Annotated in this window: 16 protein-coding genes; 4 read left to right on the top strand and 12 right to left on the bottom strand. The window is 63.0% G+C overall.

Annotated features, from left to right (window positions below):
- Positions 1-76 precede the first annotated feature (76 nt).
- From proC to JXQ94_RS00250, 3 genes are all read left to right on the top strand, one after another.
- Positions 77-856 (top strand): pyrroline-5-carboxylate reductase, encoded by a 780-nt coding sequence (proC, locus tag JXQ94_RS00260; RefSeq protein WP_421921830.1) that lies wholly within the window; start codon positions 77-79, stop codon positions 854-856.
- Positions 857-902: 46 nt separating this feature from the next.
- A complete protein-coding gene (locus tag JXQ94_RS00255) occupies positions 903-2159 on the top strand; it encodes a glutamate-5-semialdehyde dehydrogenase (protein WP_421921829.1) in 1257 nt (418 codons plus the stop codon).
- Between the two features lie 135 nt (positions 2160-2294).
- Positions 2295-3920: a sodium:solute symporter family transporter gene (locus JXQ94_RS00250; RefSeq protein ID WP_421921828.1), complete on the top strand. Its 1626-nt coding sequence runs from the start codon at positions 2295-2297 to the stop codon at positions 3918-3920.
- A 95-nt stretch (positions 3921-4015) separates the two neighbouring features.
- On the opposite strand, the gene eda is transcribed toward JXQ94_RS00250, so the two are convergent.
- The gene (gene eda / locus JXQ94_RS00245) at positions 4016-4648 is read right to left on the bottom strand and encodes a bifunctional 4-hydroxy-2-oxoglutarate aldolase/2-dehydro-3-deoxy-phosphogluconate aldolase (RefSeq protein WP_421921827.1); all 633 of its coding nucleotides are present in this window, start codon (positions 4646-4648) and stop codon (positions 4016-4018) included.
- On the bottom strand, positions 4645-5625 hold the full coding sequence (gene glk / locus JXQ94_RS00240; RefSeq protein ID WP_421921826.1) for a glucokinase: 981 nt from the start codon (positions 5623-5625) through the stop codon (positions 4645-4647). Before glk ends, eda begins: the two co-directional genes overlap by 4 nt.
- 201 nt (positions 5626-5826) lie before the next feature.
- On the opposite strand from glk, the gene JXQ94_RS00235 reads away from it, so the two are divergent.
- Positions 5827-6588 (top strand): SDR family NAD(P)-dependent oxidoreductase, encoded by a 762-nt coding sequence (locus tag JXQ94_RS00235; RefSeq protein WP_421921825.1) that lies wholly within the window; start codon positions 5827-5829, stop codon positions 6586-6588.
- Between the two features lie 21 nt (positions 6589-6609).
- On the opposite strand, the gene JXQ94_RS00230 is transcribed toward JXQ94_RS00235, so the two are convergent.
- From JXQ94_RS00230 to JXQ94_RS00185, 10 genes are all read right to left on the bottom strand, one after another.
- Positions 6610-7419 (bottom strand): hypothetical protein, encoded by an 810-nt coding sequence (locus JXQ94_RS00230; protein ID WP_421921824.1) that lies wholly within the window; start codon positions 7417-7419, stop codon positions 6610-6612.
- 42 nt (positions 7420-7461) lie between these two features.
- Positions 7462-8367, bottom strand: a complete 906-nt coding sequence (locus tag JXQ94_RS00225; protein WP_421921823.1) for an RDD family protein — start codon at positions 8365-8367, stop codon at positions 7462-7464.
- A complete protein-coding gene (locus tag JXQ94_RS00220) occupies positions 8367-9368 on the bottom strand; it encodes a stage II sporulation protein M (RefSeq protein WP_421921822.1) in 1002 nt (333 codons plus the stop codon). The genes JXQ94_RS00225 and JXQ94_RS00220 overlap by 1 nt, the downstream gene beginning before the upstream one ends.
- On the bottom strand, positions 9365-10654 hold the full coding sequence (locus tag JXQ94_RS00215) for a DUF58 domain-containing protein (protein ID WP_421921821.1): 1290 nt from the start codon (positions 10652-10654) through the stop codon (positions 9365-9367). Before JXQ94_RS00215 ends, JXQ94_RS00220 begins: the two co-directional genes overlap by 4 nt.
- Positions 10654-11616 (bottom strand): AAA family ATPase, encoded by a 963-nt coding sequence (locus tag JXQ94_RS00210; protein WP_295695301.1) that lies wholly within the window; start codon positions 11614-11616, stop codon positions 10654-10656. Before JXQ94_RS00210 ends, JXQ94_RS00215 begins: the two co-directional genes overlap by 1 nt.
- The gene (locus tag JXQ94_RS00205) at positions 11613-12992 is read right to left on the bottom strand and encodes a hypothetical protein (RefSeq protein ID WP_421921820.1); all 1380 of its coding nucleotides are present in this window, start codon (positions 12990-12992) and stop codon (positions 11613-11615) included. The genes JXQ94_RS00210 and JXQ94_RS00205 overlap by 4 nt, the downstream gene beginning before the upstream one ends.
- A complete protein-coding gene (locus JXQ94_RS00200) occupies positions 12989-13645 on the bottom strand; it encodes a DUF4129 domain-containing protein (RefSeq protein ID WP_421921819.1) in 657 nt (218 codons plus the stop codon). Before JXQ94_RS00200 ends, JXQ94_RS00205 begins: the two co-directional genes overlap by 4 nt.
- 187 nt (positions 13646-13832) lie before the next feature.
- Positions 13833-14714 carry a sugar phosphate isomerase/epimerase family protein gene (locus JXQ94_RS00195; protein WP_421921818.1) on the bottom strand — a complete coding sequence of 294 codons (882 nt, stop codon included), beginning with the start codon at positions 14712-14714 and terminating at the stop codon, positions 13833-13835.
- A gap of 116 nt (positions 14715-14830) precedes the next feature.
- Complete coding sequence (locus tag JXQ94_RS00190; RefSeq protein WP_421921817.1) at positions 14831-16909, bottom strand: amidohydrolase family protein; 2079 nt, start codon at positions 16907-16909, stop codon at positions 14831-14833.
- A gap of 188 nt (positions 16910-17097) precedes the next feature.
- Positions 17098-17322, bottom strand: a complete 225-nt coding sequence (locus tag JXQ94_RS00185) for a hypothetical protein (RefSeq protein ID WP_421921816.1) — start codon at positions 17320-17322, stop codon at positions 17098-17100.
- Between the last annotated feature and the right edge of the window lie 216 nt (positions 17323-17538).

Genomic DNA, 17538 nt, shown 5'->3' with positions numbered 1-17538 from the left:
TCAGGCGGATCGGGCATTTTCATGTGTGGACGGCACCAAACAGATGCCAAGCCAACATTCATCGGAGGAGCCGGGCATGGACATATTGCTGATCGGATGCGGGAAAATGGGCGGTGCCATGCTGCGTCGCTGGCTCGACGCCGTGCCAGCCCGGTTTGCCGCCGTGAACCGCAGCGGTCGCGCCCTGCCGCCGGGAACCGAGCATGCAACCGGCGCGGATGCGCTGAATGGTCGGCGCTTCGACGCCATCATCATCGCCGTCAAACCCCAGCAGATCCCGGACGCCCTGCCCGACTATACCGGCCTGTTGGCCGAGGATGGCTGTTATGTCTCCATCGCAGCTGGCTTTTCAGCCGCCTCGATCGGAAAGATCGTCGGCGACAAGCCCGTCGTGCGAATCATGCCCAACCTGCCGGCTCTGATCGGACGCAGTGTGAACGGGCTCTACGCCAACACCGCGTGTGGTGAGACGCACCGCGAGCTCGCCAACCAACTCGCCAGGGCCACAGGCGCCGCCGTATGGCTGGACAGCGAAGACGAGCTCGATCGCCTGACCGCCGTCGCCGGTAGCGGCCCGGGCTATGTCTTCGAGATAACGCGCAGCTATATCGCGGCCGCCGAAGCGATGGGTTTCTCGCGCGAGACCGCGCGGGCCCTGGTTCTGGAAACCATGGGCGGAGCGGTCGAGATGGCAACGCGCTCCCAGGACGATGTCACCGAATTGCGCAATTCGGTCATGAGCAAGAATGGTACGACGGAAGCAGGCATCAATGTCTTGCGGCGCGATGGACTTCTGGACACGCTTCTGGAGGACACCATCCGCGCTGCCTATGACCGGGCTGTCGCGCTTCGCTGATTTGTCGCAGCCCGCTAGACAACAACCATCCGACCCCAAGGAAACCATGTCAGATCGTATGCAAGCCTATATCGACCAACTCGGCCGCCAGGCCCGTGAGGCCTCCCGCGTACTCGCGACCGCGTCCACGGAACGCAAGAATGCCGCGCTTATTGCTGCGGCATCCGCCTTGCGGTCACGGGCGAGTGGCTTGCTCGAGGCCAACCGCATTGATGTCGACGGCGTCAAGGCAGCCGGCAAGCCGGCTGCCTTTGTCGACCGCCTGATGCTGGACAAGGAACGCATCGAAGGCGTTGCCTCCGCGATCGAGTCCATCGCCACCCTGCCCGACCCGGTCGGACGCATCCTGGCCCGGATCGATCGTCCGAACGGACTGCGCATCGAACGCGTCGCGGTTCCACTTGGCGTGATCGGGATGATCTATGAATCGCGCCCCAATGTTGGCGCCGACGCCGGTTCGCTCTGCCTGAAGTCCGGCAATGCGGTCATCCTGCGCGGCGGCTCTGAAAGCCTGAACTCCACCCGCATCATTGTCGACTGCATGAAGGAAGGCCTGCGCGAAGCGGGTCTGCCGGAAAACGCGATCCAGATGATCGACACCCCGGACCGTTCCGCGGTTCAGCACCTTCTGCAATGCACGGAGCATGTTGACCTGGTCATCCCGCGCGGCGGCAAGGGTCTCGTCTCGCTGGTTCGGGACCAGGCGCGCGTGCCGACGCTTCTCCACCTGGACGGCAATTGTCACACCTATGTCCACGCAGCGGCTGATCTCGACAAGGCCGCCGCCATTGTGGAGAACGCAAAATTGCGCCGGACCGGTATTTGCGGAGCGACAGAGAGCCTGGTCGTCGACGAAGCTGTCGCGGCCGATCTCCTGCCAATTCTGGTTGATCGCATGTCCGATTGCGAATTTCGCGGCGATGGCGCTGCCATCAGGATCGACCCGCGCATCAAGCCGGCGGATGACAGCGACTGGGATACCGAATATCTCGACGCCTGCCTGTCTGTGAAGGTCGTGAAGGGGCTCGAAGAGGGCATCAATCACGTGGCCGCGCATTCCTCGGCCCATACCGATGCGATTGTCACGGAAGACATGGACGCAGCCGGCTGCTTCCTGTCGATGATCGACAGCGCCGTCGTCATGCACAATGCCTCGACCCAGTTCTCCGATGGCGGCGAATTCGGGATGGGGGCCGAGATCGGAATTGCCACCGGGAAGATGCATGCGCGTGGCCCGGTCGGCCTCGAACAGCTCACCTCGTTCAAATACCTGGTGCACGGCGAGGGTCAGACGCGGCCCTGAGCATTCGCCCGGTCACTGGCCCAAACACTGGCCGGGTCACTGACCTGCAGCAGGGGGCCAAGCGACGCCCCCTTGAGCCGCACACCGAATACCCCGACTTTCCACCTTTCATTTCGCTGAACCCAAGGCAAGTCCATGGATATTGAAGCTCTAATCTCGCTAGCGCTCTACTTCGTCCTGATGATGGCGATCGGCCTCTACGCCTATCGCAAGTCAACGGATAGCGTGTCCGGCTACATGCTGGGCGGGCGCCAGCTTCACCCGGCCGTTGCCGCGCTCTCCGCGGGCGCGTCCGACATGTCAGGCTGGATGCTGATGGGCTTGCCAGGAGCGATCCTGCTGACAGGCATCTCGGAATCCTGGATTGCGATCGGCCTGATGATCGGTGCCTATTTCAACTACAAGCTCGTGGCACCGCGGTTGCGCGTCTATACCGAGATTGCCGACGACGCGATCACCATTCCGGACTATTTCGAGAAGCGTTTCGCCGACAGGTCGCGTCTTCTTCGTGTCATCTCCGCCATCGTGATCGTGGTCTTCTTCACGATCTACACCTCGGCCGGCGTGGTTGCCGGAGGCAAGCTCTTCGACGCCTCCTTCGGCCTCAACTACCAGCTTGGTCTCTTCCTGACCGCAGGCGTCGTGGTGGCCTATACCCTGTTCGGCGGCTTCCTGGCGGTCAGCCTGACCGACTTCGTGCAGGGCGTGATCATGTTCATCGCGCTGATCCTGGTCCCGGTCGTGACCATCATGCAACTGGGCGGCTTCGGTCCGACCGTTGACGCGTTGAGCACGCTCAGCGTCGACGTCAATGGATGGGACAAGGACTATCTGTCGATGATCCCGCAAGAGAGTATGGGCCTGGCTGTCATCGGCATCATCTCGACCATGGCCTGGGGCCTCGGCTATTTTGGTCAGCCACATATCATTGTTCGCTTCATGGCTGTGAGGTCCCTGAAGGACGTCAAGATCATGCGCCGTATCGGCATGAGCTGGATGTTGATCACGGTGATTGGGGCCGTGCTGACCGGTGCCGCCGGGCTTGCCTATGTCAAAAGCCAGGGAATCCAGACAGCTGAAGGACTGAATGTGGCCCGCGTCGTCGAAGCGCCGACGGATGCGACGACCACGATGGGGGAGCTGGACGCGCTCGACACCACCGGCGCCTTCGCCGATGGCGATGTGGTTCTGGGTGATCAGGAGACGATCTTTATCCTGCTCTCCCAAGTCATCTTCCACCCCTATATTGCAGGCTTCCTGCTCGCCGCCATCCTGGCAGCGATCATGAGTACGATCTCGTCCCAATTGCTGGTGTCGTCGAGTTCGCTGACGGAGGATTTCTACAAGGTTTTCCTGCGCCGAAATGCCAGCCAGAAGGAATTGGTTCTGGTGGGCCGGCTCTCGGTTCTGGCCGTCTCGCTGGTTGCGATCGGGCTGGCCTTCAATCCGAACTCCAACATTCTCGGCCTGGTGTCGAATGCGTGGGCCGGCTTCGGCGCCGCCTTCGGGCCCGTCATCCTGGCCAGCCTGTTCTGGCGAGGCATGACCCGTGTCGGCGCGATAAGCGGCATGGTCGCCGGCGCCGTGACGGTACTGGTCTGGATCTACGGCCTGCAGCTCTCGGGCGTCATGTACGAGATTGTTCCAGGCTTCATCGCCTGCCTGGTGACGCTGTTTGTCGTGTCCAAGGCAACAGCCAAGCCGGGGCCGGAAGTCACCGATTATTTCGACGAGATGCGCCAGCGCGTCAAAGCCGGCTAGTCGCGAACGACACTCCGCCAACAAGAAAGCGGCGACCTGTCGGGTCGCCGCTTTTTTCTTCTCTGGAATGCCCGGAGCCGCCGGAAACGGGGCAGTCAGGTCTTCATCGCAGCCGCGGCGGCGGCATTTGCTGTAATCGTCTCCCAGTCGCCCGCCTCGATCATCGCTCCGGTTGCAATCCAGGACCCTCCGACACAGACGACATTGGGCAGCGCCAGATAGTCCGGTGCCATCTCACGTGTGATGGAGCCCGTTGGGCAGAAGCGGATATCGGGCAGCGGCCCGGCAATGGATTTGAGATAGGGACGCCCGCCAGCCTGTTCGGCAGGGAAGAATTTGAGCACTTCGAAACCGGCCTCGACCGCGCTCATGGCTTCACCGGCCGTGGCCACGCCCGGAAGAACCGGCAGGCCCGAGCCCAACAAGGCAGGAATGAGTTCCGGCGACAGACCGGGTGAAACGAGAAAGTCGGCGCCGGCAGCCATGGCATCGGCGACCTGCTCGGGAGTCCGGATGGTGCCCATGCCGATAATCATGTCCGGCTCTGCGCGCTTCATCTCCGCGAGCACCTCAAGTGCCGCAGGGGTCCGCATGGTCATTTCGAGCACGCTCAGGCCACCCGCCTTGAGCGCCCGTGCGAGGGGCGCGGCCTTTTCAACATCACCCACGGTCAGAACCGGGATGACGCTGGCAGCGCGGACGAGAGTTTCAAGCGTGATGGGGGTCATGACAGACGATTGCCCTGTTCTGCCAGCGCTGCGGCACCGCGCAGGGCGGCCCCGTCCGACTGGATGAGACGAATTGGAATATCGGAGACATATCGCGTCATCGGGCCACGGCCCAGAAAGCGCGACTTGAAGGCGCTAGCCTCGAGGAGGCTGCGAATACGGGGCAGGATACCGCCACCGAGATAAATCCCGGCGCGCGAACCCGTCAGAACAGCGACATCACCGGTATAGCCCCCCAGCGCCGCACAGAAGAATTCCACCACCTGGGCGCCCATCGATTCCGGATCGGCGAGTGCTTCACGGGTGATGTCTTCCGGACGATAGCCCGGCCAGTTTTCGCCTTCGATCTGGCACAGGGCACGATGGATATTGACCAGACCGCGACCCGACAGGATGCGCTCCCAGGACACAAATCCGTATTCGCGCGCCAGGACACGACCGACTTCAATTTCCAGATCCGTGCGCGGCGCAAAACCCGCATGTCCGCCCTCGGTTGCGATGACCTTGACCGCATCCCCGTCCGGAACCAGCAAGCCCAGACCCAGTCCGGTGCCCGGACCGAGGACGGCAATCGGCGTACCATCGACGGGTCGTCCGTCGGAAATCTCGACAATGTCGGCGGTCGGTGTCAGCGGTGCGCCGCGGGCCTGGGCCTCGAAATCATTGACCGCCATCAGGGTCGCCATACCCAGCTCTCCGCCCAGCTCCTCCGGCCGGAAGCTCCAGGTCGCATTGGTCAGCTGGACACGGCCGGCACGGATTGGCGAGGCGACCGCGAAACAGGCTCGGTCCGGACGATCGCCATCGCAACTTTCCAGATAGGCCATGGCGGCATCGCGCAGATGCTCGAAATCCTCATTCTTGAGACGACGCACCTGGTCGAGCTCAAACCCCTGCGTCACGTTTCCGCGCGCAATGGCGAAACGGGCATTCGTGCCGCCGATATCGGCGACCAGATAGCGCGGTTCATTGCTCATTGCCGGCACGTTTCGTCCCCGAAGTCTTTGTTTTCGCCCTTGTGCCCGGATCAAGGGGCGACACGTTCAGCGTCACTATAACGTCTATACACGACACATGTTACCCCTAACATACCCCTTGTCATCAGCCTTGCTGGCGGCGCACCCTTTTCAGCCCGCGCGGAACAGGCCAGACAGGTGAGAAGAGACGGGAGGTGCGACATGACTGAGCTTGCAGGCAAGACAATCGCCATCACGGGCGCTTCCAGCGGGCTGGGCCGCCATTTCGCAGGCCTGCTGGCCGGAAAAGGGGCGAAACTGGCCCTGATGGCGCGACGGACCGAACGGCTTGATACTGAAGTGGCAAAGCTGCGCGAGAAAGGGGCCGAGGCGATCGCCCTGTCGCTTGATGTGACCGATGTCGCTGCGATAGGCCCTGCGCTTGATGAGGTTGAGGCGAGGCTGGGGCCGCTCTCAGTCATGATCAACAATGCCGGTATTGGCGGTGAAGGCATGGCGCTGGACATCACGCCGGAGCACTTCGACCAGACCTTCGCGGTCAATACGCGCGCGGTCTATTTCGGCGCCCGCGAAGCGGCCAAGCGCATGCTCGCCAACGGCTCAGCCGCCGCCCAGGATGCCCGCATCATCAATATCGCCTCGATTGCCGGCCTGACGGTGCTGCCAGGCCTGACGGCCTATTGCGCGTCGAAAGCTGCGGTCATCTCGATGACCAAGGGCCTGGCCCGCGAGTGGGCGCGCCAGCATGTTGCCGTCAATGCGATCTGCCCGGGCTATATCGAGACCGAGATCAATGCCCACTGGTTCGCGACCGAGGGCGGCCAGAAGCAGATTGCTCGCCTGCCACGCAAGCGCTTGATGGACATCACCGCGCTCGACGACGCCCTCCTCATGCTGGCGGGCCCGACCGCCGGTCAGATCACCGGAACCGCCATCACGATTGATGACGGTCAGGTGCTCTGACCGACGTGGTCGCACTGTCGCCTACTCAAACACTTTCAGCAGATCTCCCGTTGAACCGCCTTCCTTGATCTCGCGCAGGCGCGCATAGACCAGGCCGGAAGCGATAAGACCGATTGGAAGGACCACGGCCTGAAGTGCCGAGGAGAGGATATTCATCCATACGGGCGTGACAGGGTCCGAGGCCTCCTGCACGACATTCGGGTCGACGGCAAAACTCACGATCGCGATCAGGATTCCGGCGCCAAACATGACGGCGATATTGATCAGGGCGAGCAGAATGATGAGGCCGATAATGGCCCAGCGATATCCCTTGGTCAGCGTCTCGCTGCGCCCCAGAGCCGAGAAGCCCGCGCCTTCGAATACGATCGCAGGGATATAGACATAAATGATCGCGACGACATAAAGCCCCGGCACGATCAGAAAGAGGAAGGCAATCCCCGACGCAAGGCCGGCCAGGACGCCCAGCACAAGCATGGGCAGCAGTCCGAAAACAGCGGCCTTGATCGCGGCGCCGATCTGGGCACCCAGCTGCGTGTGGAGCGAGATCGACATGCGAACGATCACGGCCTGCAACAAGATGAAGAAGACCATCGACGCAGCGAGATAGGTCAGGAATGGCGCGACCACGGATGCCGCGTCCCCACTCATCCCAGCCTCCGCGACTGCCGTCTGGAACGGCGTGACAATGAGACTCGAGTAGATCAGATAGGGAATGAATACGACGCCGAAGAAGAGCGGGAAATTCTTGAAGTACAGGTCAAACGCACCGCCTATGATGCGCCCGACGCCGAGCTCGGCCTTCATGGCCGGTGTAGGATTGGTGTCAGTCATGTGCCCCCCTTGTGGCGTTGAAGGTGATGGCGACGCTGAACGCTAGTCGTCATCACGGTGATGCTTGTCATCACGCACGTCCCCGAACATGCGCTTTTGCTCCAGAAATGCCCGCTGCGCCGTATAGAAGGCGTGCAGGAATTCGCGGGCCCTGCTGTCCGGAACCGGTTCCTCATAGCCGATCTTGCGCCGGATCTGGGCCGCGACCTGAACCAGGCTGTCCACCCGACGCACGTTGGAGCTACGCGTTTCGGACCGGGTTCGCAGCAGGCTCTCCAAGGTCTGCAGTTCAAACCGACCATAATGCTCCATCTGTGCGGGCGTGAAGTCAAAATCCAACCTCGGCGCGGAGTCCGACAAGTCCGGCAGAAGAACGGATTTCGGCCGCGCCGTGACATAGGTGTTGGCGATGAGATCACCGAGACGTTGACGCTTGGCATTGGTCAGCGGGATGATCAGAACAATCACGATCCAGAGCAGAAGAACCAGATTCCAGAATGTGCCGACGCTGCCGGAGACCAGCAACATGGTGCCCGGCATGAAAATCTCGACTTCCTTCATCAGGTTCCGCGCGACGACGGCATGCGTTGTCAGGCCCCGGCCGTCCGCCCCAAGAACCCGGAGACCCGTGGCGCGTTTCCCGACGGTCTGACCATTCCAGAACAGCTCGGTGAGGATGTAATAGGGCGCACGGATCATCAGCATCAGGATGGCCGCAAGGGACGAGACAAGCGGCTCAATCGAGAACGGCAGAACCGCGAGCAGAAGTATGATCGAGATCATCACCACGACGGTGATGAGAATATCCAGCAATTGAGCGCCGAACCGGGCCGCGAGGCCCGCCACTTCAAAGCGGATAGGCACCCCTTCCGGCGGGATCAGTTCAAACCAGCGCCGGGAGTTTTCCAGTTTGCGAGCCAGTTCGGCCGGTGTCTGCCGACGGGCCATCAGCGCGCCCTCCGACCGGCGAGGATGAACCAGGCGAGCCACATCAAGCCAATCCCCCAGCCGATCACAATGCGCAAGGTCGTATCGGTGACCAGCTGCCGTGCAAAGCCTTCCAGAAGACCCGCCACGAACAACATCAATGCCGCCACCAAGGCCAGTTTGACCGCATCCTTCGAGGCTGCCCGCAGCGAGTCCTTGCGGGTCAGCCCGCCCGGAAAGAGAACAGCGAGACCGAGCCGAAAGCCACCCGCCGCAGCGAGCGCCAGCGCGCTGAGCTCGGTCACCCCATGAATCGACAGCCAGCCAAACAATTCCGTGCCCAGGCCGCGATCGGCATAGAGAGCCCAGAAAGCTCCGAGGATAAGACCGTTATAGATCGTCAGGAGCAGGCTCGGGACACAGGCAAAAACCCCCAGCGCAAAGGAGAAGAGAGCGACCCGCGTATTGTGCGAGAAGAGGAAGGCGGCAAAGGCCCCTAGCTGGGCCAGGAGGTTACCCTCGGTATCGAACAGGACTGCGCGCAGGGTTTCCGTGCTGGCCCCTGGCCCACGCTCGCCGGCCAGTTCCGCCGGGACGAATGTGTAATACCAGGCCGGATCCTGATTGAAGAGCAAGGCTGCCACCCAGCTGCCGAGGAAGAGCGCGGCAAAGGCCATCAGGATGGCCCAGCCAGACCGGCGCACGGCCGCGGACGCGGAGCCGCCGAAGAAGCGACCGATGACACCGGACAGGCGTTCCTGCGGCGCATAAACCGCCAGAAAGGCACGCGCCACGAGCGACTCCAGGTAAATGAGCAGGCTCTTGTCGAGCGATATGTCGCGCGCAACCGACAATGATGTGGTCGCCTTGCGGTAGAGCTCCGCGAGTGATCGGGATTCCTGGAAATCGAGCTGACCGGTACCGCCGGACTCCACACGTTTGACCAAGGTCTCGAGCGCAAGCCAGTCGGCCTCTCGTTCAGCCCGGAAGCGGGTCGAGCGGATCGGTTGGCTGTCACTCATGCGACCTCCCTCGCCTTGAGGTCGAGATAAGTCGAGACCAGGCGTGGCGTGAGCTGGTCAGGTCGGACATCCAGCACCATCACGCCGAGCTGACCGAGACGCTCGATCACAATCCGGCGATCGCGCAGCAAGTCCGCGGCCGACACGGCTTCCGCGGCGGCGTCAAGCGACGGCACCGGTACGCGCGCCATGTCCTCGGTCTCGGGATCGCGCAAGGCGATGAAAATAACCAGATGGTCGCGCGACAGGCGCCCGAGATGCTCGACCATGAGTTCAGACGTGGTGGTGTCGACAAAGTCCGAGAAGATGATCACCAGGCTGCGCCGGCGCAGCCGAGTCTGAAGCGTGGCCAGGGCCAGAGTCGGATTGCTTTCCGCGCTCTCATAGCTCAACCCGGCCAGCGCCCGGCGCAGCTTGGGGAAAATCTGGCGCCCTGGCTCCGGCGGCATCCAGCTGTGCGGCCTTGCGTGATAGGTATAGAGGCCGACCTGATCACCCCCGACCGCGGCAGCCCAGGCCGTCGCAAGTGCGGCATTGATGGCATGGTCGATCTTGGGCAGTCCGGCGATTGTCTCTCGCATCAGATAGCCATGGTCGAGCGCGATAATGATGTTGTGATTGCGTTCAGCCCGCGTCTCCTTGGAAAGCATGCGGCGCTGGCGGGCCGAGCGTTTCCAGTCCACCCGCCGCAGACTGTCGCCGGGAACGTATTCGCGCAGCTGGTGGAATTCGGAACCCTCGCCCTCGGCGAAGGACTCCTTCTGACCATGCAGGCTGGCGTGTACGGCCAGGTCAATCTGGCCCTGGGTCACCGGCCGTATATCCGGCATCACCGTGACGGAATGGCTCAGCGCTGCACGGGGAATGAAGTCAAACAGCCCGAAGCGCGAGGGCCAGTTCAGCCAGACATATCCGAGGGCCCATTCGCCGCGAACGCAACCCTCCAGCGTCAGCTCCAGGATCGCCTCACCGGCTTCAGCACTGAGATCCGCCGGGCCGCGAATGCCCTCCGGCCAGTCGAAGTGCGCGATCAGTCCGCGCGGGGCGTCCGGCTTGATAAACAGGCGAAAGCCCGCGCTCTGCCCGGCAAAGATCGCCGAGGGCCCCTCAAGCTCGAGACGGCGTCGACGGCGCACACTGCCGGCCAGATCGAGCACGAGGATCGAGCCGAGCACCAGCCACGGCATGGCCAGCAGACTGCCGTCATCGGTCGAGAATGGGAGCAGGACAAGCGTCACACCCAGGGCGATCAGGGCCGCCCACAGCAATCGCCGAGTGGGTCGCATCAGCGCGGCACCTCGATCCGGGTCAGAATGGCGCCGAGAACATCATCCGGTGTCCGGCCCTCGATCTCGGCCGTCGGGCCAAGCTGGATACGATGGCGCAGCGCCGGCAGGACCAGGGACTGGACATCATCGGGGATGGCATAGTCCCGGCCGGCCAGGGCCGCACTCGCACGCACTGCCGCGGCGACGGCATCGGCGGCGCGGGTCGAGGCACCCTCGCGGACATCGCCGTCGACGCGCGTCGCACGGACAATATCGAGGATGTAGGCAAGGATTTTCTCGTCCAGCCGGATGGCGTCGATCAGGGCGTGTGCCCCTTCGATATCCGCTGCCGTGATCACCGATTCGATGGCGGCGGTCCGGGCATCGAAATCAAGCGGCTGCAGCGCGTGACGGCGCAGGATTTCCAACTCGTCCTCGCGTTCAGGGAAATCAAGGACCAGCTTGAACATGAATCGGTCATTCTGCGCTTCCGGAAGCGGGTAGGTCCCCTGCTGTTCGATCGGATTCTGGGTGGCGATGACGTGAAAATGCCCGCCCAGCGCGTGATCCGTGCCGTCAATCGTGACCGTCCGCTCATTCATCGCCTGCAACAGGGCCGCCTGGGTCTTGGGCGGCGCGCGGTTGATCTCGTCAGCCAGCAGGATGTCGGTGAAGACCGGCCCCTTCACCAGCCGGAATGTATTGGAGCTGAAATCGAACAGATTGGCGCCCAGGACATCGCCCGGCATCAGGTCCGGCGTGAACTGGACACGCCCGAAATCGAGCGAAAGAGCCGACGCAAAACTGCGCGCGAGGAGGGTCTTCGCCGTTCCCGGCGGCCCTTCCAGGAGCACGTGGCCGCGCGCGAAGACGGCGACCAGCAACTGGTCAATAACCCGGTCCTGGCCATGGATCGTCTTACGGATTTCCGAGCGTAGCGTCTCGGCGCGCTCGGCGAATTGTTCAAGGGTGAGGGTCATGCGAGCTCCAGGGCGAGTTTGTAGACGTCTTCCACATCGGCGAGCGCGTCGACGGCGACTTCGGTCCGGATGCGATCCGGCAAGGCGTCGGCGCGGTCGAAAATATCGGTCAGGCGGTCAGCAAGGCCGGCATCCTTCAGCCGCAGCAGGGCAATCGCGTGCTCGAAGGCGCGACCGGCCTTGCGATCACGGCCGAGCCAGGCTTCAGCCAGCGCCTGGCGGCGACTGGCCACTAGGGTGCGGACCAGTGCACCATCGGCATGGGCATTGCGCATCAGACGGGCCTGCGCCTTCAGCGCGACCCGTCGGGCTGCGCCGTGGCCCTGCCCGAAAATGGACAGGAGCGGGCGCCCGCGAATGCCGGCACGCCACAGCAAAAGCGCCAGCAATCCGCCAGCGGCAAGCCAGAGCCAGGTGAAGGGCGGCTCGAACATGCGGGCGATGTCTGACCAACTGCGCTGATGCTCGTCCGGGCGCGCGACGAGGTAAATGGCGGTCGAATAGTCCAGCAGGACGTCCCCATCACCGGCAAGTTCACGGACCAGTTCGCGGGCGATCTCAGCGTTCTGCCCGTTCGCAAGGCCATGATTATTCATCAGGTCAGGATCGGAAAGGACCCAATATTCATGATCTTCCATCTGGCAATTGGCTAGCAGGGCACGGGTGGTATCACCGACAATCGGCGTACACCCTTCCGGCAATTCCATCCATTGCGGCGCGCGCAGACGGGCGAAGCCGGGCAGAAAGTCGGCCAAGGACACATCCGACCAATCCGTGTCGAGAACGGGCAGGACATCCGGCGCTATAAAAACCGGGTTCGACTGGCCGCTGGACTCATCCACTTGATCCGCGCCCTCCGGTGGTGCGACCACGATCCGCTCTGCCGACGGGTCGGACCCATCCGGTTCGGCGCTCTCGGGCACGGAGCCAGGTTGATGGATCAGGAATTCGGGATGCGTCACGCCCAGCCTGCGGACACCGCCCCGCCATTTGGGCAGAATCACCAGAGTCGGCAGGGTCGTGACTTTCGAGGAGACAACATATTCGGGAATGGGGCGCAGAGTGGGCGTCAGATAGGGCGCTTCCGGACCGAGCCCCATGCCCCCAAAGCCAGACCCCAGGTCAGGATCATAGAGCGGCAGGATGCGCAGCCCGACACGCTCGCCAGAGAGCGGGCCCTGCCCCATGAAGCGGCGTGTCTCGATCTCGTCCGCATTCAGCCAGGTAACAAGCCCGTCGAAACCGAGAGCGCTGCGCTCGATCGGCGGCACCCGGTCACGCTGGACCAAAATCCAGGCGGCCAGGACCGACAGGGCGGCCATCACGATAACGACCAGCCAGGTCAGGATATTACTGTCTCCGGTCCGCGAACTCATGAGGTTGCCGCCTTGGCCGCCAGAACCGTCCGTGCATCTTCGACCAGGCTGGCAAGCCCGCCCTCCTCGAGTGGCTGACCGGCATAGCGGACATGTTCCGCAATCCGGACCAGTCGGGCCACCCGCTCGTAATGCGCCCAATCCCGCGGAAGGCGGCGCAGGGCTTCGCGCGCGGTTTCGCTGCGGCGGAGCACCGAACCGGTCGCCTCGGCTGCCGCGCTCAGCACCAGGCGCTGCAAGGCTCCTAGCGCCCTGGCGGCATCTGTCAGGCGCGAGATCTCATCGAGCGTGAGGACCGGCAGATCAGCAGCAGCCATTGCCCGGCCCCCCTTGCCTTTGGCCGTGTAATCGCCTGCCTTCGGCGCCTGGCGCATCTCGACCCGAAGGCCCGCGCCATGCCGGACTGCGAGGTAGATCAGGAAAACAAGAACCCCGACGGCCAGCGCCACGAAGAGCCAGAAAATCAACCGCGCAAGGGTGAGCCAGGCAAGCAGATTACCACCGCGATCAGGGACGTCGGCGATATCGGCGAGGGCGCGCCAGTCATCCTCGGACTCCAGCGTTTCGACATCGATCTGAAGACCGCGTTGCGCCGCCATTTCGGTATAATCGCTTGGCGCGATCTCGGCCTCACCGGGCCGGTCATTTCTCATCAGGCCCGATAACCCGACCGCAAGGAGACTCCCGAGCACGAGAACCGCCACCAACCACATCCAGGGTCGCAGGGCAGACGCTTTTCGCGACGCCGGATCGGGGCGGGGCGAAGACGCCATCAAACTCAGACTCCGAAGGGTTGTACACAGCCACGAACGCAGCCGCAGGGCAGGTTAGACAGCACCGTCACGCCGAGCAAGTCTGGTTGGCCCGCAAAATTTCGGACAAGGCAGGCTCGGCGGCACTCGCGAACCCGAAGGCCGAAACCGGATTGTCGAGCTCGGCATAGCATTGTTCGAAACCGCCCGGTCCCCGCGCCGAAAGGACTGGAGCAAAATCCGTCTCACCCTCTCCCAGGGCTGCCATACTGCCATCCTCGGCGCGGTCCTTGATATGGCAGAGCGGAAACCGGTCCGGGTCGCGCGCCACCAAAACAGCCGGATCGGTGCCCGCCTGCAGTGCCCAATAGGTGTCAACCTCAAAAGCGACGAGGGAAGGATCACATCGTTCCAGGAGCACATCCCAGGGGGTAACCCGCCCGTCCATGTCCGGGTCATCAACAGGAAGAAACTCGAAATCATGATTGTGGTAGGCGCCGCGCAAGCCCGCCATATGGCAGGCCTCACCGAAGCGGTTCAGGCTGTCCGCCCAACCCTGCCAGTCCGCCAGGCTCGACCGGTCCTCGGGCGGGATCCAGCCGATGACAAGATACTGATGACCGGCGCGCGCCCCCTCGGCCACGACACGCCCGGGGTCGGCCCGACTTGCCCGCGCGTCGACATGCGCGCTGGGCGACACCAGTCCAGAAGCCGCCAATTGCGTCGCAATCTCGGCAGGAGCCTGGTCGAAATAGCCGGCAAACTCGACGGCGCCATAACCAAGCCCGGCGACCCGTTCCAGCGTGCGAGGCACTGAAATCGCCATCGCCTGACGAACAGAATAGAGCTGAAGACCGGTTCGCACAGGCGGGCAGGCCGCTCCGCCCGGCTGACATGCGGCCAGACCGAGCGCACCGGCCTGCAGCAGGATATCGCGCCGCGATAGCCGTCTTCTTGGTTGATCTGGCATGGCATCTCTCCCCATCACCATGTTTCACCAAGCGCAGGGCCGCCGGCAAGCGTGAATGGGGGCCTTCCCCCGCGCACCCGGTCAGGCGCGCGGTGTGATCAACATCCCGATCAGGATCAGCGCGGCGTGCTGACCGCGGGAATGCCCGTGAACGGCACGATCCCGAATTCGGGGTAGATTTCCGTCGGGTAGTAGAAAGTCCCGTTGGCAGATACCAGCGCGATCGTTTTCAACGCCTTGAAATCCTGGGTGGGATCACCCGGCACCAGGAAGAAGTCGGCCAACATGCCCGGCGCGATCGTGCCCAGCTCATCATCGACGCCCAGATACTCCGCCATGCCATGGCTGCCCCAGGCAATGATCTCGGCCGGGGTCATGCCGATATTCTGATAGAGCTCCAGCTCGCGATGGTAGGCGAAGGACCCGCCCAGATCGGTTCCCGGCACCATGAAGATACCCGCCTCGTGCATGCGACGCAGGGTCTCGGTGATCTGGTCAAAGGCGCCGCGATAATTGGCGTCATCTTCCGGCGTGGCGATATCGGCCCAGGCGCTACGGGCGCTGCGCTGGGTATCGACCGGCATGTTGTCGATATAGTCGACAACACCCGGCGACAGCTCACCATTGCGCGACAGCAGCAGCGCTTCATGGATGGCATAGGTCGGATCGACGGCCACGCCATTGGCGACCATGGCATCAATCGTTTCCTGCACGGCGGCGCTGTCGAGATCGAGACCCGGCAGACGGCGCAGGGCAGTCAGGCGCAGGAGCGAGCGGGTATCCTCGCCCTCCTCAAGGACCCAACCGAGCATGATCTGGTTGATATGGGTCATCTCATCATAGCCGGCAGCAATCATCGCATTGGCATTGGTGAAGGCGGGCACATGGCCAGCCACGCGCAAGCCGTTGGCATGCGCCGCCTCGATGACAGCCGGGATCCAGTCCGGATTCATCGAGTTGTAGACCTTGACCTGGATGTAATCGCCGCTTGCCGCATAGGTCTCGACAGCCGCGACAGCCTCGGCCTCGCTGCTGACCAGAATGCCATTGTTCGAGCTGAACGGGCTTTGCCCTTCGATAAAGCCGCTGCGATGCATGCGCGGCCCGGCAACTTCACCCGCCTCGATACGGTCGATCAGGGCGCCAAGAACTTCGTTATTATTGCCCATGTCCCGAACGCTGGTGACCCCAGCAGCGATATTGAGGAAGGCGCTGGTTTCACCCATGTGGCCGTGCATTTCGAACATGCCAGGAATGAGCGAGCCGCCTGCCCCGTCAATCTCGGTCTCGCCGTCACGGGTGGCAACATCAAGCGCGTCGATGGCAGTAATGCGCTCGCCCTCGACGACCACCGAAACCGGCTCGCCAAGGCTCAGCGTCGACGGATCGAAGACGCGCACATTGCGAATACGGACAGGCCCGTCATAGTCGTGGGCCACACGGGACTGGATTTCGGCAAAACGACTGGCACCATAACCGGCGGCCAGGCCGCGCAGACGCTCATCCTCACCCTCATAACCGGCTTCCAGAATGGCAAAGCCAGGCGTGATCAGGCCAAAGAAAGCGCGATCATCCATCAGGAAATAGGTCGGGTTCACGCTCGTGCCGGAGAGACCGTAGGCGATCAGGTCGCGGCTCGCCTCGCCATTGGTGACCGTCACCGTATCGACTTCGGCCAGACGCAGCTCGCCACCGGGCAGGGCCGGAATGGTCATGTCGTCGCGATCCATCAAGGCCCGCGCGGCAATCGCCAGCCAATAGGGGCTGGCATCCTGAGGCACGTAGAAGGCGTCGCCATCGGGAATGGCCTGGTCGCTTCCGGTCGCATCACGCCAGCGCGCCTCGCTATCGGCATAGCTGAATTCTTCATCGATCGGATTGCCGAAGGTCGAGGCACCGGAAATCGTCCAGCTTGTCGGCAAGCCCTGCTCGTCCAGCGAGATTGTCTCGGTCACGGTCGGACCGCGGCCATTATTGCGATACTCGAATTCGACCCCGAAACCGTCCTCGGACGGGCTGATATCCAGCGCCCCGATCTCGGTTCCGCCGACGAGAACAGTGAAGTTCTGCGCCTCCGGTGCGGGCGCAGCAGACGCATCAGCGCTTGCCGGGTCGTCCTGAGGCGCAGGCTGGCTGCACGCCGCCAGCGTGGCCAAGGCCAGGCTGGCCCAGATCGGTTTCATGGATGCGGACATGTTTCTCTCTCCCGAGGCAAGTCTCCGAGCCGAGGGTTAGCACCGTTTTCGGAGCCTGTCTTCAGCACGGGCCCTGTCTCCGGCACGGGCTCCGGCACCGGCTCATGCGCCGGCGGCGGCATCCCCCGGCCCTTCGAACCAGCCCGGCTGGAGAGCGTGGCCAACACTGCCGATTCCACCTCGCCGGTTCATGGCGCCAGGATCTGAAATGAGGGCTCGCGGTAATTGATCCGCAATCCCGGCATTCGTCCGAGCACATTCCTGCCAGGGATAATGGCCGGTGTGCCGGCCAGATCAAAGACCTGGAAGATCGGACTCTCCGTGAAGCTGACGGGCGCGGAATCCACACGATACCCATTGAAATCATAGCCGCCGCGAAAGCTGATCAGTCGCTCGCTCGCTTGCTGCGTCATCCCGCGGGTGGACCGCTCGACCTCGACACCGTTCCGGCCGCCTCGAGTCCGGGAATTCGGTACATGTCCAGCTCCTGCACGCCGGCGGCACCCGGCTGAGCGAGCGCGAGCGTAACCGGCCCACCCGGACAGCCCCAATCAACTCGGAGAAAGGGCGGTTGAGCACAAACAACTGGTTTGAAATGCAAAAGACGACACAATAACGTCCGGAAATCA

The organism is Maricaulis maris (assembly GCF_049116555.1).
GTDB lineage: Bacteria > Pseudomonadota > Alphaproteobacteria > Caulobacterales > Maricaulaceae > Maricaulis > Maricaulis maris_C.
This window is presented reverse-complemented; position numbering and strand designations above follow the sequence as displayed.